The sequence below is a fragment of the Pseudomonas sp. PDM10 genome (assembly GCF_014852295.1).
GTDB lineage: Bacteria > Pseudomonadota > Gammaproteobacteria > Pseudomonadales > Pseudomonadaceae > Aquipseudomonas.
The window spans coordinates 37,787-62,367 of sequence record NZ_JACVBJ010000002.1; the positions used below are offsets into that span (position 1 = coordinate 37,787).

General features: G+C 59.6%; 19 protein-coding genes and 1 pseudogene. 5 read left to right on the forward strand and 15 right to left on the reverse strand.

What is annotated here, in order from left to right; genetic code table 11:
• Window positions 1–16: 16 nt before the first annotated feature.
• The 3 genes from IB252_RS06705 to tssI are packed head-to-tail and all read right to left on the reverse strand — an operon-like array spanning window position 17 to window position 7,681.
• Window positions 17–4,912 carry a polymorphic toxin type 46 domain-containing protein gene (locus tag IB252_RS06705; RefSeq protein ID WP_192407675.1) on the reverse strand — a complete coding sequence of 1,632 codons (4,896 nt, stop codon included), beginning with the start codon at window positions 4,910–4,912 and terminating at the stop codon, window positions 17–19.
• Complete coding sequence (locus tag IB252_RS06710) at window positions 4,909–5,649, reverse strand: DUF4123 domain-containing protein (protein WP_192407677.1); 741 nt, start codon at window positions 5,647–5,649, stop codon at window positions 4,909–4,911. Before IB252_RS06710 ends, IB252_RS06705 begins: the two co-directional genes overlap by 4 nt.
• Window positions 5,639–7,681, reverse strand: a complete 2,043-nt coding sequence (gene tssI, locus IB252_RS06715) for a type VI secretion system tip protein TssI/VgrG (RefSeq protein WP_192407679.1) — start codon at window positions 7,679–7,681, stop codon at window positions 5,639–5,641. Before tssI ends, IB252_RS06710 begins: the two co-directional genes overlap by 11 nt.
• 3 nt (window positions 7,682–7,684) lie before the next feature.
• On the opposite strand from tssI, the gene IB252_RS06720 reads away from it, so the two are divergent.
• The gene (locus IB252_RS06720; protein ID WP_192407681.1) at window positions 7,685–7,828 is read left to right on the forward strand and encodes a hypothetical protein; all 144 of its coding nucleotides are present in this window, start codon (window positions 7,685–7,687) and stop codon (window positions 7,826–7,828) included.
• Here the strand turns inward: IB252_RS06720 and IB252_RS06725 are convergent.
• Entirely contained in the window at window positions 7,813–8,328 is a 516-nt protein-coding gene (locus IB252_RS06725; RefSeq protein ID WP_054051032.1) for an Hcp family type VI secretion system effector, read from the reverse strand. The two genes, IB252_RS06720 and IB252_RS06725, sit on opposite strands and share 16 nt — an antisense overlap.
• Before the next feature lie 443 nt (window positions 8,329–8,771).
• Between IB252_RS06725 and IB252_RS06730 the strand changes: the two genes are divergently transcribed.
• Window positions 8,772–9,449 carry a type 1 glutamine amidotransferase domain-containing protein gene (locus tag IB252_RS06730; RefSeq protein ID WP_192407682.1) on the forward strand — a complete coding sequence of 226 codons (678 nt, stop codon included), beginning with the start codon at window positions 8,772–8,774 and terminating at the stop codon, window positions 9,447–9,449.
• 153 nt (window positions 9,450–9,602) lie between these two features.
• On the opposite strand, the gene IB252_RS06735 is transcribed toward IB252_RS06730, so the two are convergent.
• From IB252_RS06735 to IB252_RS06745, 3 genes and pseudogenes are all read right to left on the reverse strand, one after another.
• On the reverse strand, window positions 9,603–10,994 hold the full coding sequence (locus IB252_RS06735; protein WP_192407684.1) for a VOC family protein: 1,392 nt from the start codon (window positions 10,992–10,994) through the stop codon (window positions 9,603–9,605).
• A 110-nt stretch (window positions 10,995–11,104) separates the two neighbouring features.
• Complete coding sequence (locus IB252_RS06740; protein WP_111452074.1) at window positions 11,105–12,061, reverse strand: alpha/beta fold hydrolase; 957 nt, start codon at window positions 12,059–12,061, stop codon at window positions 11,105–11,107.
• 22 nt (window positions 12,062–12,083) lie between these two features.
• A pseudogene (locus tag IB252_RS06745) lies at window positions 12,084–12,445 on the reverse strand (NAD(P)/FAD-dependent oxidoreductase); the annotation flags it as partial.
• Between the two features lie 132 nt (window positions 12,446–12,577).
• Here IB252_RS06745 and IB252_RS06750 point away from each other — a divergent pair.
• From IB252_RS06750 to IB252_RS06760, 3 genes are all read left to right on the forward strand, one after another.
• Window positions 12,578–13,651 (forward strand): diguanylate cyclase, encoded by a 1,074-nt coding sequence (locus tag IB252_RS06750; RefSeq protein WP_192407690.1) that lies wholly within the window; start codon window positions 12,578–12,580, stop codon window positions 13,649–13,651.
• 209 nt (window positions 13,652–13,860) lie between these two features.
• A complete protein-coding gene (locus IB252_RS06755; protein ID WP_192407691.1) occupies window positions 13,861–15,102 on the forward strand; it encodes a M20/M25/M40 family metallo-hydrolase in 1,242 nt (413 codons plus the stop codon).
• Between the two features lie 614 nt (window positions 15,103–15,716).
• Entirely contained in the window at window positions 15,717–16,019 is a 303-nt protein-coding gene (locus IB252_RS06760; RefSeq protein WP_192407692.1) for a hypothetical protein, read from the forward strand.
• A gap of 150 nt (window positions 16,020–16,169) precedes the next feature.
• Here the strand turns inward: IB252_RS06760 and IB252_RS06765 are convergent, their stop codons facing one another.
• The 8 genes from IB252_RS06765 to IB252_RS06800 form a co-directional block, all read right to left on the reverse strand.
• A complete protein-coding gene (locus IB252_RS06765) occupies window positions 16,170–17,039 on the reverse strand; it encodes an isocitrate lyase/PEP mutase family protein (RefSeq protein WP_111452078.1) in 870 nt (289 codons plus the stop codon).
• Window positions 17,040–17,169: 130 nt separating this feature from the next.
• Entirely contained in the window at window positions 17,170–18,204 is a 1,035-nt protein-coding gene (astA, locus tag IB252_RS06770) for an arginine N-succinyltransferase (RefSeq protein ID WP_192407693.1), read from the reverse strand.
• 61 nt (window positions 18,205–18,265) lie between these two features.
• Window positions 18,266–19,282, reverse strand: coding sequence for an arginine N-succinyltransferase (locus IB252_RS06775; RefSeq protein ID WP_192407694.1), 1,017 nt, complete (start codon window positions 19,280–19,282; stop codon window positions 18,266–18,268).
• Window positions 19,283–19,401: 119 nt separating this feature from the next.
• On the reverse strand, window positions 19,402–20,751 hold the full coding sequence (locus IB252_RS06780) for an APC family permease (protein ID WP_192407696.1): 1,350 nt from the start codon (window positions 20,749–20,751) through the stop codon (window positions 19,402–19,404).
• Between the two features lie 57 nt (window positions 20,752–20,808).
• Window positions 20,809–21,561 (reverse strand): N-formylglutamate amidohydrolase, encoded by a 753-nt coding sequence (locus tag IB252_RS06785; protein WP_192407698.1) that lies wholly within the window; start codon window positions 21,559–21,561, stop codon window positions 20,809–20,811.
• Window positions 21,545–22,876, reverse strand: a complete 1,332-nt coding sequence (locus tag IB252_RS06790; RefSeq protein WP_192407700.1) for a glutamine synthetase family protein — start codon at window positions 22,874–22,876, stop codon at window positions 21,545–21,547. The genes IB252_RS06785 and IB252_RS06790 overlap by 17 nt, the downstream gene beginning before the upstream one ends.
• Window positions 22,873–23,517, reverse strand: coding sequence for an isochorismatase family cysteine hydrolase (locus tag IB252_RS06795; RefSeq protein ID WP_192407702.1), 645 nt, complete (start codon window positions 23,515–23,517; stop codon window positions 22,873–22,875). The genes IB252_RS06790 and IB252_RS06795 overlap by 4 nt, the downstream gene beginning before the upstream one ends.
• A gap of 2 nt (window positions 23,518–23,519) precedes the next feature.
• Window positions 23,520–24,374 carry a MurR/RpiR family transcriptional regulator gene (locus tag IB252_RS06800; protein WP_192407704.1) on the reverse strand — a complete coding sequence of 285 codons (855 nt, stop codon included), beginning with the start codon at window positions 24,372–24,374 and terminating at the stop codon, window positions 23,520–23,522.
• Window positions 24,375–24,581 lie beyond the last annotated feature (207 nt).

Consider the following 24,581-nt stretch of genomic DNA (forward strand, 5'->3'; position numbering starts at 1 on the left):
ATGTGTATCAGATAAATTATTGGGTTTTTTCGAAGTTTCCTTTAGCGCTGCTAAAGACTTGAGTGCCGCCCCCTGATGACGGTTGCGTGATACCTTTCACAGACCAAGTATCATCTATCGGTTTGGCTGTCGATTTCAATACGCGCGTTTTTTCGGTCGTTCGATAAATACCTTGTAGTTTTAGTTCTACCGTGCCCGCTGCACGATTATCTCCTAGTGGACCAATGCCAAGCTCTGATGGGGTTGTAGCAGGGTTCAGAGAGTAGTAGTTGCCTTGTGGAGCGCCGGGTGATTGAAATTGATAAACGGTTTTTCCTCGATTCAACGTCTCTACATTTACTGGTTGATTAAAATCGATACCGTTCAAGTGGCCCGGAATGCTTGTCTCTTCAAAACCTTGTGTTCGATAGAACTCTGTAGCGGTCTCTTTTCTTCCACGAGCGTTGATATCGTTATTGATATCCCCTGTCCGACCGTACTTTTGATTAAGTTCAGCTCGCCTGTCATCTGGGCAGTTGCTGGGAACGCAGCTCAAACCCAACGGATCCACCCACCCCGTAGGGTTAGGCACGTACTGGTAGTTATTTAACCCACCTGCGAGCTTGATCGGATCCGGCGTCAAGAAGCGGCCAGTACACGGATTGTAATAGCGATGCCGGTTGTAATGTAAGCCCGTTTCCGTATCGAAGTACTGACCCTGGAAGCGTAGCGGGTTGTCGATTTCAGCAATGTCGAGGGTGGCGAGGTTACCGTAGGCGCGGTATTTCGCCGACCACATGATCTCGCCGCTGTAGTCGGTGAGTTCCTGCGGGGTGCCAAGGTGGTCGAGTTGGTAGTAGAACGGCTCGGCTTTGAGTGGGCCTTCGCCATCGAGCATCGCCAAAGGACGGAAGGTACCCGGCTCATAGATGTAGCTGCGATAGAGATTGCTCGCGCTTTCGGCGATGAGGCGTTCGCCTTGCCACAGGAACTCTGTGGTTTGGCCGTCGACGGTTTTGGCGACTCGACGGCCGAAGGCGTCGTACTTATAGCTTGCGACGCTACCGCCGGGAAGGCTGACCCCGATGAGGCGGTGTTGGCAATCGTAACGGTACTCGGTGACAAGTTTTTGCCCGGTGCCGCGGCGTTCGCGGATCTGATTTCCGTAGGCGTCGTAGTCGTAATGGCGGTCGCCTTGCATTAGCAGGCGGTTGCCTTTTACGTTGGCCAGGTTCGTGGTTGGCTGGTCGCCTTGACCCAGGAGGTTGCCCGCTGGGTCGTGGGCAAAGCTTTCCGGGGTGGTGCCGCGGACGTTGATCAGGCGGTCAAGCGGGTCGTAGTGGTAGCTGCGATTACCTTTGCGACTGTCGTCGATGCCGGCGAGGTTGCCGTTGGCGTCGTAGGCGTATCGGCGCTGGAACAGGTTGCGATCTTGCTGACTGACGCTGTGAGCTTGCAATCGACCTTGTTCGTCGTACTGGTATTGGCTGAGCAACAGACCCTGTTGACGCTGCTGTTCGCGACCGGCGCTGAATTGGTGGGTGGTCAGACGCGAGCCATTGAGGTCGATGCTGCTCAGGCGGCCGCCGGATTGGTGGCGATAGTCGAGTTTGCTGCCGTCAGGTAGGCGGCAATGGCTGAGCTGGCCGAGTTGGTCGTACTCGTACCGTAGGGTGCCCCAGCCTTGGTGCTCGGTGATCAGGCGATCTTGCAGGTCGTATTCGTAGGCGAGGGGCCAGTGGCCGTCGTCGACGTTCACAAGGCGACCGAGGGCGTCATAGCTGTAGTGAATTTTCTCGCCATCGGCCAGGGTTTTCACCAGCAAGCGGCCAGCGGTGTCGCGTTGGTACTCAGTGACCAGCTCACTGCCGTCGTCGCCGAACTCGGTTTTTTTCAGCAACTGGCCGTTGAGGTCGTATTCGTAGGCGGTACGTCGACCGTCGAAACCGGTTTCCTGCTGGATGAGACCATTAGGGTAATAGTCGAGGTGGTAGTGCTCGCCACGTTGGTTTTCGATCTCGCTGAGCAGCAGGCGCGAGTTGTCGTAGCGATAGCGCAGCTGGCTGCCATCAGGGTTGATGCGGCGGCTGACCAGGTGCAGGTTATCGGCGTATTCGAAGCGGGTGACGCGGCCTAGTTCATCACGTTCGGCGGTGACTTTGCCGTACGCGTTGTAGGTGAATCCACGGGTTGCGCCACCGGGCAGGGTGATTTGCGCGAGACGGTTCGCCGCGTCCCATTGGTATTGAGTGATCGCGCCGCTTTCGTCCTGGCGAGTGATTTGCCGACCTAGCGCGTCATAGCGGTACTTGCGCTGACCACCGTCAGGCAGCTGTTCTTCGAGCAGTTGGCCGAGATTATTCCAACCCAGCTGATGACGGCTGCCGTCGGGATGACGGATTTCCAGCAGGCGGCCCTGGCGGTTGTAGCTGTAATGGGTCGAATTGCCGTCCGGGTCGATTTGTTCGGTGATGTCGCCTTGGTCGTTGCGCCAGTATTTCCAGCTCGCCGGACCGCGGTTCACCACGCGGACGAAGCCACGGTAGTACTCGTAGGTAGTCGGTGTATCTTCCGGTGGAATGACCGCGACCAGTCGGCCGGCTTCGTTGTACTGGTATTCGGTGACGGCACCGAGTGGATCTTTCTCTGCGATCAGGCGGCCCTTGTCGTCGTAGGCCTTGAGGTGTTCCGCACCGTCCGGATCGACTTTTGCGACCAGTCGAGCCTTATCGTCGTGGGTGTAGACCTCTTCACTGCCGTCGGCGATGGTAACCGTGACGCTGCCCTTGTCATCCCAAGCGTAGTGCGCGTCCATCTGCGAGAAGCTTGCCCAGTGACGGATGCAGCGTGCCGACTTGCCTTCTTTTTCCCATTCCCAGTAGAAGCTGGCGCCACCAGCCAGTTGCCGCTCGAGAATGACGTTTTGGTCGTTGTAGGCATAACGCTCGGCTTCACCAGCGGCGTTTTTGGCTTCGATCAGACGGTGCTGGGCATCGTAGCCATAGGTGACCAACGTCTGGATGGTGCTCCAGGCATCTTCCAGATTGTCTGCCGGGCTGAACTGTTGATAGTCGATGGCGACGATGTGCTTTCGATCGTAACGCACGAGGAGGGCGCGACCGGCACCGTTATCGACACGTTTGATTCGACCGTGGATGTCACGAGTAATGTGCAGGCGATTGCCATAATCGTCACTGATGGCAATCAGCGTCGCGCCTTGGGTGTTGTAGCGGAAATGGTAGAACTGGGTGCGTTCACCGGCTTGGGTGAGGATCAGTTCGGAGGGATCCTCACCGAGGAAAATCGCCGCTTCCGACAGGCTGTTGGTGATCGCCGGGCGCTGCACACTTGGCAACGGGAATGTGGTGACGCGGTTTTCGTGGTCGGTCCAGATCACCTCGTCGCCGTTGATGTCGACGCGTTGCGCGAGGGCGTGGCTCCAGCCGTAGCCGAGGCCGCAGTCGATTTCCGCGGCGCTGGTGCGATAAAGGCGTGTCCAACTGAAGGGCAGCAGACCGCCGAGTTCGCCGTCGGTCAGGGTCAGCAGTTCTTCGCCAGTGACCATTGATACCGGGCAACCATTGGTGCAGGTTTTCTTGGCACAGGTGGCGCTTTTGTCGTCAGGTGTTTTTGACTGAGTAGAAGCGTCGTCGACCTTTTCCTTTGGTGCGAGGGTGGTCTGTTTTTCTTTCTTGCCACGCGGAAACGAAGAGGCGTCTTTCACTTCCTGCTTTGGCGTATCCGTGGTTTTCGGCACCTGACTTTTAGAACCGTTGGCGGCAGCCTCGTCGATTTTGATCGCCGCCGTTTTGGCTGGCTTCATCGGCACATTTTTGGCGCTGGCAATCAACGGCTTCGACACTTCGGCGTGTGCTGGCAGGCTGTGCTTGCCGCTCAGGGTCATCAGTTTCGCGGCCAGCTCTTCAAGGTACTTGATCGCTGTACCGGATTTGACCGTGGACAGGGCTTTGGTCCCCACCCGCACCGCAATTCCTGCACCTCCAGTGAGGCAAATACCCAACACCACGTTGATCAGGAATTCCGACGCAATGGCTGTCACCACGTCGACGATGACTTGCGGTGGCAGCATGCCGACCCACGCCACAATCGCCGAGACGTAAATGAACATTAATGGTTCGTCACTGAGGATCAACAGACCCGAAGCAATGGATTCCTTGGACGCGGCATAGAGCTTGTCGATCTCGACATCCGACAGGTACTTGCGCAGCTTTTCGAGGTTTTCCTTTGGGTGTGCGAGCAGTTCGAACAGGCTTTTGATGTCATCCCACAGCCTGAGCAGCGCTTTTTCCAGGCCATCCATCGCTCGTTTTAACAGAATGACAGAGCGGCCCGCACGGTCAGCAGCCGAGTAACTGGCCCACTGAGGCTGAAACTTGCCCGACCATTCACTTTGCAACCAACCATTGAGATTGCCGATCACGCCCTGGTAGGAGTCGTACAACGCTTTGACATTGCTTTGGGATACGTTTGGGAAAAAGGTGATGCGGTACATTTGGCCTTTCTTGCAGCCGTTAATCACCTTGATGCCGCTCGGGCCGATCGTTGTTTCAATGACGGGACCGGTAACGTCGTCGTAGAAAGTGCCTTTGGTGACGGGTTCCAGTTTCACTGGCGTGTTGCCAATCGGTACGAAGCGCGCCGACTCGAACATGTGGATCAACGTGAAGTCGCCTACCAGGGGGCAGGTCGCATAGGTCTCGACCTTACCGGTTTTGGTCTTGCGTTTGGTCACGCTGACTTCATTGCCGACTTTGAAGGTTTGGTCGACATCCAATGCCCAGCCGGTCAGGAAACCGTCTGCCCAGTCCTTGTAGTCGCTCAGGCAATTCTTGAAGTCTTTGAGAATCAGATTCACGTCAGGGGTTTTGGCGTCCAGCACGCGCAGGACCAAGGTACCAATCGGGGTATTCATGACGTGACTTCCTTTGTCAGCTCAGCAGCAAGACGCTCTGCCATATCTTCTGTATTGGATTGTTGGCGCACGAAACGCTCGACCTTGTGGCGCAAGTTACTTTCGGGGAAGGCGAAGAACAGTTCCGGGCAGTCCTCTCCCAGCCACTGCATCAGGTTGTCGACGACGGTGGTGTGGTCTTTTTTCGCCAGCGTGTCGACTAACTTCTGCGGCACCTCCCACCACGGCCAGGCTTTGGCCGGTGGCACTCCCCTCGGTCCCACTTCCAGTGTCTGGCCATTGATCAGGTAGCGGTCAAACACCGGCAAAATTTCACCCGCGCCAGCACCCAATCCTTCAAGAATCGGGAAGATATGCCGCCCATCCCAGAACCGAAAAAACACCTCGGTGCCATCGGGCATATGCACTTGAGTCAAACTGCGAAGATGTTCGAACACCACGTCCGGCGTGCTGGTGGACACCGCCAGCCAGCCCCAATCCTGAGCGTCGGTTTCAGCAATCCACTGAAGGAAACCAGTGTTGGGTTTCAGCTCGGCGAGGTAGGGCATCACTGGTTGCCAATCGGCGTACGGCGTGCCGCTCCAGATCGGGATCAGTTCAGGCGCCATCTCCTGCTGGTAGAAGGCCTTCAGTGGCTCGGTATCGCTAGCCGCACTGACAATCAAATAAAGACGTTCATTAACCTGCAACGGCCGTTCAGCCAGCCAAGCCTGCGGGGTCAAAAGATCAGATCGCACAAGCACCTGCCTTGCATTTCTCGCACTCTTCACAGAACGGCGCGTTGCGTTTGAGCGTATTGATCTGCGCCGGGGTCAGGACCGCGCCGGCCTTGTCCGCATCCGCCTGTTTCAGCACGCCGGGCATCAACGGTGCCGCGCCAGTCCCGCTACCGGGACTCCCGCCGGAGTTCATGTTGATCACCGGCCCGCTCAACGTCACACCGCTGCCATCAATCTTGATGAAGCTGCCGCCGCCCTTGAGGGTCAGTTCGCTGCCGGCTTCGAGCACGACTTTCATGCCGCTGCTCAGGTGGATTTCCTGGCCGGCTTCGATGAACTGGCCGGTGCCGACTTTGATGTGCTGGTTGACGCCCACGGTGAGGTGGTCGTTGGCGCGGGTTTCGACTTTGCGGTCGGCGTAGACGGTGTGGTGTTCTTCGGCCTTGAATTCGCTGTAGCTGTTTTGCTCGACGGTGTCGTGGCGTTCGTTGCCGACGCGGATTTTCTGGTCGTGCTCGACGTTTTCGTCCCAGTCGCGCTGGGCGTGCAGGAAGATTTGTTCCTGGCCCTTTTTGTCTTCGATGCGCAGTTCGTTGAAGCCGCCGCCACCCTTGGAGCTGAGGGTTTTGAAGGTGCTGCGGGTCTTGTTCGCCGGCAGCGGGTACGGGACGACGTTTTCCTTGTGGTACAGGCAGCCGCTGATCAGCGGTTGGTCGGGGTCGCCTTCGAGGAAGCTGACCAGCACTTCCATGCCGATGCGCGGGATGGCGATGCCACCGTAGTGGGCGCCGGCCCAGGCGGAGGAGACGCGCAGCCAGCAGCTGGTCTTGTCGTCGGCCTGGCCTTCGCGGTCCCAGTGGAATTGCACTTTGACGCGACCGTATTGGTCGCAGTGGATTTCTTCACCTTTTGGCCCGGTGACTACGGCGCTTTGGCTGCCGAGGATGCGCGGCTTCTTTTGCGTCAGCGGTGGGCGGTTTGGCACGTCCCACGGGGTGGCCTGGAAGCGGTTGCGGTAGCCCTGGTGGAAATCGTCTTTGAGTTTGGTCGTGTCACTGGTAACCGACTCTTCCAGCACTTGCGGCTGTTTGCCTTCGTGGAGGATTTCGGTGAGCAGCCACAGGTCGTTCCATTTGGCTTTAGGGTGTTGGGTCAGGGCCAGGAAGTGGCCGCTGACCAGCAACGGCTGATCGCTTTTGCCTTCGGCGAGCTGGAAGTCGCTGCGGTGACGTTCGAGGGCGCGTTTGGCCAGGTGCTTGCCGCGTTCGCGGTCGATGAAGCGGCCGGGGTAGTCGTAGTCTTCGAGGTCGGGCAGGGCGTCGCCACGGTTCTCGCTTTCCAGGGTCAGGCGCGGTTTTTCGAAGTCGTAGTCGCGGCGGGTGGTGCGGCTGGTGCGGGTTTCCAGGCGCAGGTCGAAGCGCTTGATCACCGGGTCGTTGGCGACCATGCCGGAGTCTTGCTGGTAGGCCACGGGCGCGAGTTTCGGGAACACCGTCTGGTCATCGCCGAACACCAGCTTGTGGGCGGTGGCGCCGTGCTGAAAGTGGTAGTGGATACCTTCTTCCTCGCACAGACGCTGGACGAACTGCAGGTCCGATTCGTCGTACTGAACGCAGTAAATGCGCTCGGGATAAATCGCCCCGACTTTGAATTCGTAGGCATTGCTTTGGATGCCGTGCTCTTCGAGGACGCTGCCGATGATTTTCGGCACCGTGAGGTTCTGGAAGACGCGTTGGTTGGTACGGTGCGCCAGGTAAGACAGGTGCGGGCGCAGGGTCACCGCGTAGCGGGTCAGGCGTTTGCCGGAATCACCTTGGGCGGCGCGATAGATCTGGCCATGAATGCCGCTGCCGTCAGGCGAGAGCTGCAAAAAGGCCGGTTTGTGCAGCAGGGTCTCGAGGTCCAGGGACGGCTGTTCACTGACCAGCTCCACCTCAAACACAAAAGGCTGGCTGATGGCTTCCCGACCTTGCAGGGAAAAAACCTGGAAGTCGCTGGAAAGACCTTCGATGGTCAGGGCAAAGTGAGTTTGATTGGCCGGCGCGAACATCCCTTGTTCCTCGTGCAGTGCTGCGGCGTTCGCCAAGACCGGAAAAAGGAATCAGCAGACGCAAAATTCTGGAAGGGCGAAAACAACATCGACCAGCAGAGCTGGCCGATGCTTGAGACGGTCGGCCTGAATCAGGCGACCGGCTGACGCCAGTCATCGGAACCCGAAGTACCGGATACTTCGTGGGTCCAGGTGATTTTGCGGTAGGTGAATTGCACTTCTTCCAGGTGCGTGAAGTGCGAGTTCGACGGATCCTGGCAGTTGTGCATTTTGTTGTTGATGGCGACGATGATCGCGTCTTCCAGTTTGGTGGTGTAGTAGTGCTCTTGGGTACCTTGAGCCGAAGTGCGGTACCACTGGATAACGATTTCGCTCATGCGCTCGCCGGAGGTCAGAGCGGCTTGCAGCAGTGGCGAAGCCTTGTCGTAGACCTTGGTGATCACGACTGGCTTGTGAACGCGCTGACCGGTCGGTTGGCCGGACTGTGGGTCACGCGGGATGATCACGTCGTGGCTGAAAGCCTGAACCATGACCTGGTCTTCGTGACCTTCCTGGTAGGTGTTGCCAACCGAGTCGGCGGTGAATGCGCCGGCAGTGATCAGACCTTGTTTTTCGCCAGTGACGGACATGTACGCTGGTGTAGCCATGGATGTGCTCCTTGCTAAAAGTTAGGGTGCCCGGGAGGCGGTATCGCCCGGTGGGTGCCTGACTGTTATCAAGGTCCGTGCCAGAAACGGTTAACACTATATAAATCAGGTGGTTAAGAGATTTTTTCGACCCCGTGGAGAATGTTCGACGGCGATCGCCTGTGAATGTGCGCAAGAAGTTGCGCAGTACTGCGCAACTTCTTGCGCACTTGGCTGGGGGCCAGACAGGCCGGGCGCTCCGTCACCCGGGAAGGGCTTTCGCAGCGATGAGTGCGCAACTTCTTGCGCATCAAGGCGGTTAGCCATCACTCGGTGACCCATCGTCTGATTTGCCGAAAACCGGTAGCAGAACCGCTAGGGTGACAGGTGCAACGAATGCTGCAGCCTGGAGGTCAAACTCAGCGCCGAGATGAATGAACATCTGCGAACTCAAGGAGAACGACATGAAAATCCTGATGGTTCTAACGTCACACGATCAATTGGGTGACACGGGTAAGAAAACCGGCTTTTGGCTGGAGGAGTTTGCCGCACCGTACTTTGCCTTTAAAGACGCCGGCGCTCAGTTAACCCTGGCCTCACCCAAGGGGGGTCAACCACCGCTGGACCCAAAAAGCGACGAGCCGGACGCGCAAACCGCAGCCACCGAGCGCTTTCGCAAAGACTCCGCCGCCCAGTCCGCATTGGCGTCTACCGCTCTGCTGAGCAGTGCGAGAGCTGAAGATTACGACGCGGTTTTCTATCCCGGCGGCCATGGCCCGCTGTGGGATTTAGCCGAAGACAAAATCTCGATCGCTCTGATCGAGGCGTTTTACAAGGCAGGCAAACCGGTCGCGGCCGTCTGCCACGCCCCGGGTGTGTTGCGTCACGTCAAGGGCGCAGACGGCCAGCCGCTGGTCAAAGGCAAACGCGTGACGGGGTTTACCAACACTGAGGAAGAAGCTGTGCAACTGACGAACGTCGTGCCGTTTTTGGTGGAGGACATGCTTAAGGAGAAGGGTGGCGTCTATTCCAAAGGGGCTGACTGGGCGAGTTATGTGCTCACTGATGGGTTGCTGATTACCGGACAGAATCCGGCGTCGTCCGAGGCTGCCGCTGAGGCATTGTTGGCGAAGCTGGCTTAAATCCCTGAACGGCCAAAATATTGGCCGGACACTTTCATGTGGCGAGGGAGCTTGCTCCCGCTGGGCTGCGCAGCGGCCCCGATTTCTGCGAACGATTGCAGATTTTTGTGAGTGCTGCGCACTCAAGCGGGAGCAAGCTCCCTCGCCACAAGGTCAAGCCAGACTCGACAATCCCATTGCCTCGCGGCATTCCTCGATCGAGCGTCGCTGTGTCTCGGCATACAATGCCAACTCATCAATCGTCGATCGCCCCAACGCTTTCTCGAACACCTGCCGGTTCGATTGCACGCCATAGTGGGTTTGCGCCGCATCCCCCAGGTTCGACTGAAAAATCCCCGCTGCGCTGACTGGCAGGAAATCTTCGTACACCAACGGTTCAACCCGCAAATACCCGCCGTTGAGCAGATCCTCCAGCGACCACGATTTTAACTCGTCGGCCCCCAACCCTTTTTCCGTGACGAAGTAGCGAAAGTACGCCAGTTCCTCTCGGCGCATGCCCTCAATGGTGTCAGGGAATTCTGCAAAGTGCTGCGCCATCAGCGCGTTGTAACGTGCGGCATTGGCCTCATTGGGGAAGTCTTTCAATTCATCCCGGGCAGCGTTGAGCAATCGGTCGTAAAGCGCCCGGCCTTTGGGGGTGAGCGCCGCGCCGCGTTGCTCGATCTCGCCGAATCGGGCGCTGTGGCTGCCGTGAGTCTGGGTTTGATCGGTGAAGGCGACAGGCTCATCCAGCGCCTTGAAACTGGTCTGACGCAGCAGGATCGGGCACTGACGGCGGGGCGGTCCTTCGATCACCGCTTTGGGGGTGATGCCGTGGGCAGGCATTTGCGCCTGGACGATGTCGATGTCCAGGGTGCGCGGCGTCAGGTGGTTGATATGCGGGCCGGTGAACGCCACCACGTCGGCGATCAGGCGATGCTGGGCGCTGAGCTTGCGGTACTGCTCGGCGGTCACGGTGGCGGTGTGATGCCAGCGGAACGTTTCCAGCGCCTGCTCGACGAAGTCCCGGGCCTCCTGTTCGGTAAGGCCGCCCTGGGTTTCGGCGCGATGGATGAGGGTCAGCGCGGTGGGCGTGAAGATCGAACGCTTATCCAGCACCGACTGGGCGAACGCTCGCAGTTCCAGGTCTTCGATCAGTTCCAGGCGCAGCAGGGAGGTGAATACCCGGAACGGGCTGACCTGCAACGCCGCCTCATGCACCGCGCGAAAAGCCGTGGAGTGTACCGGTACGCCGGCCGGGGTCAGGTCGTAATAACCCACCGGTTGCATGCCCATCACCGCAAACAACCGGGCGAGGGTGGCCAGTTCATCGGCGGTGCCGACACGGATCGCGCCATGCCGCTCCAGGTCCAGGCGCTGGATTTCACCGGTGCTGCTCAACTGTCGGGCGATGTGTGGATCGCTGTCCAGCACGTGACGGTTGGTCTGTTCCACCAGTTCCATCAGCGCGCCGTACAGCGGCACTTCTTCGCGGTACATGTCGGACATCGCTTTGGAAAAGCGTTGGCGGATCAGGTCAGGGCTGACGAAGTTCGGGTGACTCATGAAAGAATTCCTGGTGCGGTGACGTAAAGGATGCGGGAAAAGATCGCAGCCTTGCGCGGCGCCGACAAACGAAGAATCTTACGGACTTCATTCTGCAAAGGACTGCATGTTCAGTGCAGCCGTTGATCCTGAGGGCTTTCCGAGCGCAGCGATGCCAAAAATTCCCGATACAGCCGCGCTGTGTTCGTCGGTTGTTCCACCATCGGCATATGGCCGGTGTGGTCCCAGACTTCCACTCGCAGATCGGCGATGCCTTTGCTCCAGATCGCCACGCTGCTGACATCGATCAAGCGGTCCTTGTGCCCCCACAGCAACAGCGCCTGGCACTTGATGTCGGGCAGTTTCGGCTCCATCGGCGGGCTGGCGCGTAAATCCCTGAAGATTTCTTCCAGCTCATCGCGACTCTGTTCATAGCGTTGCGCGATGGCGTCCAGCACCACCTTGGGTACCCACGGCGGTTCGGCCATGGTCATGGCGTAGAAGCGCTGGAATTCTTCCCGTGAATGAATCAGGAACGGGTTGTGGCCCTTGGCCAAATGCCGCTCCAGGTCGCTGGCTTCGGGGGCGGTGACACCTGCCGGGTCGATCAGGGCCACCGAAACAATGCGATCCGGGTACGTGGCCGCCAGCCACGCTGCCATGTAACCGCCCATCGAGTTGCCGATCACATGGACTTTTTCGACGCCGCAGACATCGAGCAACTGGATCATTCGCTTGGCCTGCAAGGGAATGTCGTAGCCGCCGCCCGCCTTGAAGCCGGTTTCGCCATGGCCGGCGATGTCGGGGATGATCACCCGATAATTGCCGACAAAGTGCCGGGCAAAACGCAGCCAGACATTTTTGTCGGCGCTGTAGCCGTGGAGCATCAGCACGCTGCTGGATGCTTCGTACGGCCCGCCTTGCCAGGTCGAAACAGTCATTTCGGCGATCGGCACGACAATTTTGTGCAGTCCATACAGCTTCGCCTCTACCGACATGTTCAAGTCATAGAGCCAATGACCGATGGCCGGGTAACTCAACCAGCTCCAGGCCACGAAAACGGCGATTGCGACAACCAACAAAAGCATCAGACATCTTCCTTTTACGTGATCAGGACAGAATGTGATCGGCGGGTTTCAGCGCCCTGGTCAACCGGTGATAGCTGGAACTGAACCCCGGAAACATCGCAATCACATGACCGCTCTTGCTTTGATACCAACTGTGGCGGCCCCCGGACTTCCATACCGTGCGTTCCATCTCCCGGTGGATCATTTCAGTGTAGGTACGTTCTGCTTCGGGGCGTACTTCAATGCTGCGCAAACCGTGTTCTTTTAACGTGCGGATGCAATCGAGAATGTAGTTCATCTGGGACTCGATGATGAACAGCGCCGAGGTATGGCCGATGCCGGTGTTGGGGCCGGTGACGATAAACAGGTGGGGAAGTCCGGCAGGCTGGTGCCAAACATTGCTCGCCCGGCTCATGGCTATGCCTGGGTATTCAGGCCGCCCGCCGGTGATGGCTATTTGCCGCTTCCCTGATAGACTCTCACCACACTTGAACCCCTTGTGTTTTCAGGTTCCGTCTCAGTGGCGCAGAGGCCTCTATGGGAAAAACGGGAGGAAAAGGACTTTCACTGGCCAGGAGGCTCTATACATCGCGAATCCTGGGTTTAGCCTTGGGGCTGGTGCTCGTGAGCGCGGCGATGTATCCACTCAACCCTGCACCGTGGGTCTGGGTGGCGATGCTGCTCAACGCTGTACTCTGGCCGCACCTGGCCTATCAATGGGCGCGCCGCGCGCCAGTGCCTTATCACGCCGAACACCGCAACCTGCTGGTGGACGCCTTTCTCGGCGGCTTCTGGGTCGCCGCCATGCACTTCAATCCGCTGCCCGCCGCGACCACCCTGGCCATGATGGCGATGAACAATGTGGCCATTGGCGGTTTGCGTTTCCTGTTGGCAGGAACCGTGGCGCAAGTTCTCGGGATGGGCGTCGGACTGCTGATTTTCTCCCCCGCCTTCGTCCCGCAAACCAGCCAACTGCAGATGTATGCCTGTTTGCCCTTGATGTGTTTGTATCCGCTGGCATTGGGCTGGATCTGCTTCCGCCAGGCTCACACCCTCGGCCGACAAAAGCGTGAATTGCTGGCCCTGAGCCGCACCGACAGCCTCACCGGCCTGCTGAACCACGGCGCCTGGAAGGATCAACTGGAAATCGAATTCCAGCGTTGCAAACGTCAGCAGCAGGGCGGGGCGATTGCGCTGATCGACATCGACCATTTCAAATCCATCAACGACACCTACGGCCACGTTGCCGGGGACATCGTTTTGCGCCAGTTGAGCAAAATGCTCAAGCAGAACCTGCGCGCGGCGGATGTTGCCGGGCGCTACGGTGGCGACGAGTTCTGCGTGATCCTCCCGGACCTTCCGCTCACGAGCGCTGCCGCCGCCATGGATGCCCTGCGTGATCGCTTCGCCACCTTGGGCTATGAGCAAAGTCCGGCGCTGACAGTCAGCCTGAGCATCGGCCTGGCGGCCTTCAACCCGGCACACACCGACGCAACCCTGTGGCTCAACGACGCCGACCAGGCGCTCTACGAAGCCAAAGCCAGCGGGCGCAACCGCGTCATCTGTTGCAGCGATAGCAAACCGCATCACCCATTACTTGATTCGGTGTGATCCATCACCAGTCATGTCGCCTGACATTCCGCCATCGCGAGCAAGCTCGGCTCCTACAGAATCATGTTGACCTGTAGGAGCAAGGCTTGCCCGCGATGGCTTCAACTCGGTCCAAAGCCGAACGCTCAGTGTCGCATTCGGTCTAGAGCCTTGCGCCGTAGTCAGGTAGGGTGTTTTTCACCCCCCCGACACGAAACAAGGATCGATTCATGACGTTCAACCTTCCTCGCTCCCTGCTGGCCACCAGCCTTGGCCTGACCTTCGCCCTCGGCGCTTTCGCTCCCGCTGTTTCCGCCGAACCACACAAACAAGTCCTCGCCGACTCCGAACAGTACAAGGGCGAAGCCCTGAAGTTACTGGAGCGTTTGGTGAACATCGACTCCGGTTCCGGCTATGAACCGGGCCTGACGAAAGTCAGTGACATCGCCATCGACGAATTGAAAAAACTCGGCGCGACCATCGAGCTTGTGCCCAATACCCCGGACAAAAGCAGCCATGTGATCGCGACCCTGAAAGGCACCGGCAAGGCAAAAATCCTGCTGATGGCGCACATGGACACCGTCTTCAAGGAAGGTTCGGCCGCCGAGCGTCCGTTCCACATCAAGGACGGTCGCGCCTACGGGCCGGGCGTGATGGACGACAAGGGCGGCATCGTTGCCGGGATCTACGCGCTGAAAGTCCTGAAAAATCTCGACTTCAAGGACTACGCGCAAATCACCTTCCTGCTCGACGCCAGCGAAGAAACCGGCTCGGACATCGCCACCGACCTGATCAAGAAAACCGCCAAGGCCCACGACGTCACCCTCAACCTCGAACCGGGCCGCCCGGCGGATGGCCTGGTGGTGTGGCGCAAAGGCAGTGCCACCGCCGTGGTCGAGGTCAAGGGTAAGGCGGCTCATGCCGGTGTCGCGCCGGAGTTGGGACGCAACGCCGCCATGGAAGCGGCGCACCAGATTTTGCAGCTCGGCAAACTGGGCGACGCAGAGAAGAAAACCACCATCAACTTCACCGTACTCAAGGCCGGCGACCGCACCAATGTCATTCCGGATCAAGCCACCGCCAAGGCAGACGTGCGGGCGGCGGTGCCGGAAGAGTTTGACCGGATCGAGAAGGACCTGGCGCGGGTTTCGAAAGACAAGCTGATTACTGACACCGAAGTCACCACCACCCTTCAGCGCGGATTGCCGCCGATGCCGCAAACGCCGGAATCGGATCGGTTGATGGCCATGGCTCAGGGGATTTACGGGGAGATTGGCCGTAAGTTGACGGAAGAAGGCAGCGGTGGGGCGGCGGATGCCAGTCTGTCAGCGGGGGTGGGTACGCCGACGCTGGATGGGTTCGGGATTGTTGGCGGGAATATTCATACGCCAGAGGAATACGCGGAGGTAGAGAGCGTGGCGCCGCGGATTTATCTGTTGTCGCGGATGATTATGGAGTTGGCCAAACGCTAATCTCACCGCTGATCGTTCCCACGCTCCCGCGTGGGAATGCCTCAACGGACGCTCTGCGTTCGGCTTTGGATGGGACGCGGAGCGTCCCGGGCTGCATTCCCACGCAGAGCGTGGGAACGATCAATACGCCAGAGAATTACGCGGAGGTAGAGAGTGTGGCGCCGCGGATTTACTTGTTGTCGCGGATGATTATGGAGTTGGCCAAACGCTAATCTCACCGCTGATCGTTCCCTCGCTCCCGCGTGGGAATGCCTCAACGGACGCTCCGCGTTCGGCTTTGGATGGGACGCGGAGCGTCCCGGGCTGCATTCCCACGCAGAGCGTGGGAACGATCAACTTGTGGCGCACAACTTTCCAAGACGTTTCCTACGACGTACCCTGTTGCCGCGTTTCGGCTTCGACCCCTATAGTTCGGGCTCGCGGAAAACACCGCGAACGACCTTGGCCGGTCGATTATCTGAAACGCAACAGCGCCAAAACGTTTTATGGCGGCTGTGCGCGGGACACTCTCGGGTGTGCCGGGTCTTTCAGGTACCGGTCGGCCAACCCGCACACGGCTGCCACCTTACATCGCTTGGCCGCGAACGGTGGTAGCTCAACCTGGAGTTACATCAATGTTCGACCAAGTCATGCCTCGTTACCTCCCCATCGACACCTACGACGCCGAGACCCCGGTGCTCTTCATCAACACTCACAAAGAACTCAGCGACATCGCCGCTTGCGCTGCGCATCGCTTCACCGTGGTTCGCGATCTGGCGGACACCTTGACCAGCCTGAACCTCAAGGACATTTCCGATTGCGATCTGACTCGCGTTACCCGGGCGGTTCATCTGTTGATGCGCGAAGGCTGCGCGATGCTGAATGTGGTTCAGGCGCGGGCGTTGCAGCGGGAGCGGGAGTTCAAGACCGTAGTTTAGTGGTGTGGCATCTGACGCTATCGCGAGCAGGCTCGCTCCCACATTGGATTGGCGGTGTTCACGAATCTTGTGTTCACCCCAAATCCCTGTGGGAGCGAGCCTGCTCGCGAAGGGGCCATTGCAGTCACTACTTCGACATCTGCTGAACCGCTACTCCTTGACGCTCATGAACTCTTCCGCCCAACGGATGTATTCCTCAGGCTGCGTATAGGTGTGGGTCAACTCCGTTGCATTCAGGTCCGACGCCTGAGTAAAGAACTGCCGTTGTTCCCGCAGGCTGTCATACGTGGCCTTGATCGCGGCGAAGTAGGCGCCGTGACCATCGATGGTGACCCGCACACCCAGTTCGGCCAGGCGTTTGTCGTCGCGCAGCAACGGGTTGCCGTAGGTGACCAGCATCAGCGGCACGCTCAGGTGCTCGGCGATTTGTTCGAGGTGGTCGAAGTCTCGCACGCCCACCATGCAAATCCCGTCCGCACCGGCCTGCTGGTAATGACAGGTACGGCTGATGACTTCCTGCACCGGCAGGATCCCGGCGTTGGTGCGGGCGATGATTGCCATTTCCGAATCGACCCGGGCTTCCAGTGCCGCACGAATCTTGCCGGCGCCTTCCGCCACCCCGATCAGGTCGGTGGACTTGCGGCCGAACTGGGCGGGCAGCAACGTGTCTTCGATGGTCAGGGCGGCCACACCGGCGCGTTCGAGTTCGACGATGGTGCGCATGACGTTCAGCGCGTTGCCGTAGCCGTGGTCGGCGTCGGCGATGACCGGCAGTTGGGCAACACGACCAATACGAGTGGCCTGCTCGGCAAACTCGCTGAGGGTGATCAAGGCAAAGTCGGGGGCGCCCAGTACCTGCAACGATGCGACTGAACCGCCCAGGATCCCCACTTCAAAACCCAGATCAGCGGCAATGCGGGCCGACATCGGGTCGAAGACCGACGCCGTGTGATAGCAGGTGTTGGAGGCGAACAGCTCGCGAAAGTTACGGCGTAAATCTTGATGAGAAAGCCTGGACATATGAGTTCCACCACTGAAATGGGAATGGAAGGGCTTGAGCAAAAGTGTCAACGCCGAAGGAACAAAAGGCTATCACGCGAGCGGGGGAAGGATGATGACGAATTTGCAGAGGCGGATGGGCAACCGTCGGTCACGCCGCAACAGCCTGCTGCTGTTGATTGAGCAGTGGCACAGCGCGCACCGAGTTGCCGGGTTGCAGTTGCAGGCGTTTGGCGGTGAGGCGGTCGACGATCAGGCTGTTGCCCACCTGTCTGGCCTGGGCGGCGGTGATGCGGCAGTTTTCCAGGCGACGGTTATGGATCAGCCACACCGGGGCCTCCTCGTCGGGTGTGCCGATGGCCAGCACCAGCGGTTGGCTGTCACGCACGGTGCGGATATTCGAGACCGGGGCTTCAATCACCGGGCCGGCGTCGAAGATGTCGATGTAACCCTTATGGGCAAAGCCTTCGGCGGTGAGGATTTTCAGGGCCGGTTCGGTGTTCGGGTGTGCCTTGCCGATCACGGCCTGGGCCTGTTCAGTGAGCAGGCAGGTGTAGAGCGGTTGGCGTGGCATCAGTTCAGCGATGAACGACTTGCTGCCCAGCCCCGACAAGTGATCGGCGTGGCTGAAATCCATCTTGAAGAAGTGCCGGCCCAGGCTGTCCCAGAACGGTGAACAGCCTTGTTCGTCGGCGCTGCCACGCAGTTCGGCGATGAGTTTGTCGCCGAACAGGTGCGGAAACTCGGCCACAAACAACAAACGCCCCAACGACAGCAATCGACCGTTACTGCCCTGGCGTTGATCGGGTCGCAGAAACAGCGAGCAAATCTCCGATTGGCCGGTCATTTCATTGTTCAGGAACAACGTCGGAATCTGTCGCCGGATACCCAGGTCCGGTGACGAACTGACCGTGAGCCCGACCCGGTAGTTGTACCAGGGCTCGCGCAGGCCCACGGCGCCCACCAGAGCACTGACGCCCACCAGTTGCTGATCGTCGTCTTCGAGCACGAAGAGGTAATCGGCATCGGCGCGTTCGACCTGTTCGGCGAAGGTTCGTTGGGCCCAGCGTACCCGGTGGGCCAGGCGTTCCTCGTTGGCTGGCAGGGTGGTGAAGCCGGGGCCGGCCTGGTGCACCAGGTTCAGCAAGGCGGGCAGGTCGGTGACGTGAACCGGGCGGACAATCATGATGCAACTCCTTCTGCACGCCCGCTCGGGCGCTGTCGTTGGGCGCGGGGCCGGGTGATGCTCACAGGGCGATCAGCCGGATCGGGCTGCCTTCGGTCACGTTCAGGGCGGCGCACATCTCGGCGCTCAACCCCACAGGTTGCCCGGCCTGGTAATCCAGATCGGCGACGATAGCGCGATAGTCCTTCAGCGAATCGTTGCTCACCAGATAGCTGCCACGGGCATCAATGGACGCACCCGGTTTCGCCGTGCCGGTCTGGCTCTGGACGATGGAACGGATGCCGGGAGTGCGCGCATACAACGTCGGACCGCCGTCGAACAGGTCGATGTAGCTGTTGGTTTCGAAGCCTTCGCGCTCGAGGATATCGAACGCCTCCTGGCCATCGGGGTGGATGCGGCCGATGCAGTCCTGCGCCGCCTGGGGCAGCATCGGGACGTAGATTGGGTATTGCGGCATCAGTTCGGCGAGGAAGGTTCGGCTTTCCAGGCCGCAAAGTCGTTCGGCCTCGACATAGGGCAGGTCGAAGAAATGCTTGCCCACCGCATCCCAGAATGGCGAGTGCCCTTCGTCGCTGCTGAAGCCAACGATCTCGGTGATGACGGCTTCGGAAAATCGCTGTGAGTGGGCGGCGATGAACAATAGCCGCGCCCGGGACAGCAACTCTGAAAACCGTGTGCGCACCAGCGCTGCGTCAATATGAAAACCCCGCAGCAAGGTATGGCCGCTGAGGTCGTGGCACAACGACAGCGCGGGCACGCCGTGCTCGATGTTCAGCTCCCGCGAGGCGCTGGTGAAATGCCGGTTGCGCAGACTGTAGAACGGCTCGCTGAAACCGGCGGTGGCAAGGATCTCCGAGCAGCCCACCAAGCGTTCTCGGGTCAGATCTTCCAGCACGAAGAAGTAGTTCTCCGGGCCATGCCCCTCAACGTTTTTTTCGAATGAGGCGCAGGAGTCGAGAATCTTCTCGCGCAGGCATTCGGTGTCGTCCGGCAAGGACGTGACGCCTACCAGACTGTCGCGCGCCAGTTGCTGCAACTGGGGCAGGTCGGTTAACTCGACTGGGCGTAAGACCAGCATGGATGCACTCCTGTATCAAAGGGTTCGGTGGTTGGCACCGAACCTGACTATCACTGTCGGTTTCCACGCGTTCAATCGGCGGTCGCCTGAATTTTTGTCAGACGTCGCTCTTTTCCTTGTCAGCCATTGCTTGGGTCGGGCAGTACCGCACGGGTGCCCAGTTTGTTGAGTACAAACAGGTAGACCAGGCCCAGGGCAATCCAGATCAGGCCGAGTTTCTGTGCGTCGACGCCCATGTTGTACATGATGGCCGCGACTATGATGAAGCCGATCACCGGGCAGATCAGGTGACGGATCACCTGGCCGGATTTCTGCCGACGCCAGTAGTAGTTGATGACCGTCAGGTGCAGCAACATGAAACCGCTCAGTGCGCCGAAGTTCACCAGCGAGGTGAGGGTGTCCACCGAGTTGATGAACAGGTAGCAGATCACCAGCGACAGCACGGCCACCAGGTAGATGCTCACGTACGGCGTGTTGTGTTTGGGATGAACCTTGGCCAGCACCTTTGGCAGCTTGCCGTCCCGGGCCATGCCGAACAGTAGACGAGACACCGCTGCTTGCGAGGTGATTGCCACCGCCACCCCCCAGGCCAGCGCCGTCGCCACGGCGGTCAGGGTGGCCAGCCAGCTGCCGGCCGCGAGTTCAGCGATTTCATAAAAAGTCGTGTCAGCCGATTTGAAACCCATGCCGGCCGCCAGATCCGTCGCAATCCAGGTCTGCACGACGAAGATCACGCCCATGACCACCAGCGTGATCAGCGCGGCCTTGCCGACGCTGCGGCCCGGGTCACCCTTGATCTCTTCGGCGAGGGTGGAAATCGCATCGAAACCGAGGAACGACAGCACCGCAATCGACACCGCTTGCATCAGCAGGGCGAAGTTGAATGTCTCGGGGTTGTACAACGGCGCCAGTGTCAGCTGACCGTTACCGCCACCACTGTGCAGCGCGTTCCAGGCGTAGAACAGGAAGATCCCCAGCACCACCAGTTGCGCCAGCAGGAAGATGATGTTCATTCGCGCGGTGAAGGTGATGCCCCGCAAGTTGACGAAGGTCGCGCTGACCAGGAAGGCCAGGATGAAACCGACCTTCGGAATGTCCGGGTACAAATGATTCAGGGCCATGGCTGCGTACACATACAGCAGCGGCGGAATCAGCAGGTAATCAAGGAGCATCAGCCAGCCGGCGATAAACCCTACGTGCTGGTTCAGGCCCCGTTGCGCGTAGGAATAAACCGAACCGGCAATCGGAAAGGCCCGAGCCATGCTGCCGTAACTGAGGGCCGTGAAGAGCATCGCCACCATGCCGATGATGTAGGCCAGCGGTACCAGCCCTGGCGCCTCGGCGTTGACGTAGCCATAAACACCGAACGGTGCGATGGGGATCATGAAGATCATCCCGTACACCACCAGGTCGGTCAGTGACAGGCTGCGTTTCAACTCTTGCTTGTAGCCGAATTCTTCTATTTCCATGAAGCCGTTCTCCTTGATATGAACGCAGCTACACGCTGCGAGTTTGAAGCGATTCCTTTACAACAGCGGCGCCAGGTAGTCGGTAAAGCGATTGACGCCTTCAGGCGTGCGCAGCAGGTCGTTGCGCACCTCGATCAACACTGATTCAAGGCCTCGTGCATCACCGTGGACCGGCACGGTCATGTCGCCCAGCGGGTTGATTTTGTACGGCTCATTACCGGCAACCTTCAATGGATGCTGGCTCAAGCCATCGATCAAACGCTGGGCATATTTCCCGCCCTCGCCAAACAACACGCCGACTTCCAGTGCCCGGGGCTGGCCGTGATAGATCGGCGTGAAGCTGTGAATCCCCACCACCCGCACCGGCCGGCCTTGAGCGATACGTTCGTCGATCAAGTCTGTCAGACGCGAGTGAAACGGTTCGAACAGGGATTGCCGACGGTACTCGCGGGTGGCCTCGTCCAGGTCCCGATTCCCCGGCACCTGATAAATCTCGCTCTGCGCCGGAATGCTGTCCGGGGCCTGGCGCGGTCGGTTGAGGTCGACCAACAGGCGCGAATAATTGGCCGCCAACAGGGTTGCGCCCAATGCGCGGGACAAACCCTCGGCCAGCGCCAGGGCGCCGATGTCCCAGGCGATGTGCTCACGGGCCGCCTCGTGACCCAGGCCCAGGTCATTTAAGCCCGCCGGAATAAAACGGCTGGCGTGTTCACACACCAGAATCAACGGGTGATCGGAGTCTTCCCGGCTCAGGGTGTACGCGGGCCCGGTGTAAAGACCGAGCTCAGCGGATTCAGTACAGGCGCGCATAGTGCTCACAGCGTTCGGCGGGCGACAGCTGTTCCGTCAGCGTCAGTTCCTCGGCTTTAAGGGCGAAGTAGGTGTCCAGCAACGCGCTCGGCAGGGCTTCAATCAGTGCCTCGCTGTTGCGCAGGCAATCCAGGGCCTGGGCAAGGGACGCGGGCAGGGCGACGATGCCGCGCGCCTGGCGTTGTTCTTCGTTCAGGGCGTCGGGGACTTCATCGGTGATTGCGTTTAGAGCCAGGCGTTGTTCGATGCCCAGCCGGCCGGCAATCAGCAGCGCGGCCATGGCCAGGTGCGGCGAGGACGTGGCGTCCATGGCGCGAAATTCCAGGTTGTATTGCGACGCCACCGTTTTGCCGCCAAGGCTTGTCGTCGGGCAGATTCGCAGCGCCGCTTCGCGGTTGCGTTGCCCGAGGCACGCGTAGGACGCGCTCCAGTGATGGGGCTGCAAACGCTCGTAGGACACCGGCGTCGGCGCGGTAAACGCACAAAGCGCGGGCAGGTAATGCAGGATGCCGGCGGCCCAGTGCTGGCCGAGGGTCGACAAGCCATTGGTGGTGCCGGCGTCGTACATTACTGGCTGGCCAGCCAGGTCCAGCAGGCTGACGTGCAGGTGCACGCCGTTGCACACCGCATGCTCCGAGGTCTTGGGCGCGAAGCTCAACGCCAGGCCCATCTGCCGGGCGATCTCGCGGGTGATTTCACGCACGTTCACCGCGCGGTCGGCAGCGGCCACCCCAAGGGTCGGGCGACAGGTGATTTCGTATTGATGCTTGCCGTACTCGGGCAGGAACATTTCCGGCTCGACGCCAGCGGCACGCAGGGCGCTGAGCAGCCAACCGCCAAATTCGGCACCCTGACGCTGGGCTTGCAGGGAAAACGCCAGGTGTTCAATGTCGCCGGTGTTCAAGTTGAATTCATGCTCGAACGCTGCGTTGACCTGCAAGCCCAACTCGGCGCGATAACGTTCTACCTCATTGCGCAACACCGTACGCGGGCAGGCACCCCACGGGCGGCCATCGGTTTCGCAAATGTCACTGTGCATAAAATCCAGCGCCGGCGCATTGGCATCCGGGCCGTTACTGACCGTCACTCGGCTGTGCAGATCAGGCATCAGTCGCAAATCGCCATAAGCGCCCCACGGGTTGGCGTAGGCGATGATGTCTTGCGGGGTCAGCGCGCTGTTGGCCGGCACCCAGCCACACCCCGTCCTTTGATAATGCTCGAGTTCGTCCGTGGGAAAGGAGCGTCCACGCGTCACGCCGATCAGGTCGGTGGTGACGAGGGTGGTCATGGGCAGTGGCAGCAGACGCTCGCTCATGGCTGCATCTCCTGCAACCGGCCGAGCACGGTCTGGGTGTCGGTAATCCAGCAGTAACCCCTGATTGCATTCAGGCAGGCCTGATGCCGCTCGGCTGTGTAGGTCGCGCAGGCATCTTCCACCAGCGTCACCAGATAACCGCGGTCGGCGGCATCACGCACGGCCATGTCCACGCACTGGTCGGTGACGATGCCGGCGATGATCAGGTGCCGCGTCCCGAGGTTGCGCAGCACGTAGTCGATGTTGGTGGAGTTGAAGACTCCGGACGAGGTCTTGGGCAGCACGATTTCGTTTTCTGCCGGGGTCAGGTCGTCGATGATCCGCGCTGGCGGGCTGCCCTTGGGCAAGTGCATGTCCGAGAGCTTGTGGTCCAGCGAGCGGTCGCGGCCATCGGTGGTGAGGCTTTCGATGATCGTGTGCAGCACGTTTTGCCGGGCGCTGCGAAAGGCGCTGAGCAGCCGGCGTTGATTGGGCACCACCTGCATGTGGGTGCGGGTCAGGAAATATTCGGCGTCCGGCCCGTTGAGGTGCGGGTCGAACTGCGGCTCAAGCCAGGCGCGTTGCATGTCCACCAGCAACAGCGCGGTGTGATCGGTGACGAATGGCAAATCCCGAGGTGATTGGTGGGGGAGCGTGAACATCCTTATTTATCCTCCAGCAGGTGGGTGTCGAAATCGGTCCGCAGGGCGTCGATGCCTTCCAGGCGATCGGCCAGGTCCGGACTGCGCAGGGTCAGGCAGGCGATCAGCGCCTCGACCTGGGCCAGCGCCGGAACCAGGGTGTCGAAGGCCGACACCGATTCCACCGGCGCACTGATAATCAGGTCGGCCATTTCCCGCAACGGTGAAGCATAGATGTCGGTGAACAACACCACGCGTGCATAGCGACTTTTCGCCGCATTGGCCACGCGCAGGGCCTGTGACTGATAGCGGCGATAGTCGAACACCAGCACCATGTCCTGACGTTGCACGTCGAACAAACGGTCGGGCAGTTGCGCGTTGTCTTCCAGGGCGAAACAGCCTGGACGCAGCAAGCGCAGGTGATTGAGTAAATAACTGGCGAGGAAACTGCTGAAGCGCCCGCCGAAGCAATGCACCTGATGGCGGGTGTCGAGCAGCCATTCCACCAGAATTCGCACATCTTCGGGTTGGGTCAGCGCATGGGTGTCCACCAGCGCTCGATGGCTGTGCGCCAGATATTGGCTCCAGACGTCGCCTTTCTGAAGATTGGAGCGAGGTTGCAACAGGGTGCTGGGGGAGCGGAGGCGGTGGTCCATGTCGCTGAGCAGGGCATCCTGGAAATCGGCATAACCGCTGAAACCCAGTTTTTTGACCAGTCGCACGATGGTGGGATCGCTGACACCGGCATGTTCGGCCAAACGTGACATCGGGCCCAGTCCGTTACGCGGATACTGGTCCAGCAAGGCACGGGTGACTTTGCGTTCCGACGGCGTAAGGTCCAGGCCGGGATCGGTGATCAGGTCTCTGAGAGAAGGCATCCGGGCTCCTGCTGGATGGATATGTCGGTTTCATTTCATAAATTGCTAAAACAGTATTTATGTAGCGGACTCAACATGTCTAGTGAATTTTTCGATGGTTTTTTAAAGCCCCAAAACAGGGCAAAAACCCCGTGGGCCTTGGGCTACATGGAAGTCGACAGAGCTTGTAGGCCATCGCCCATAGTGGTGTCGGATATCGCTGATTTT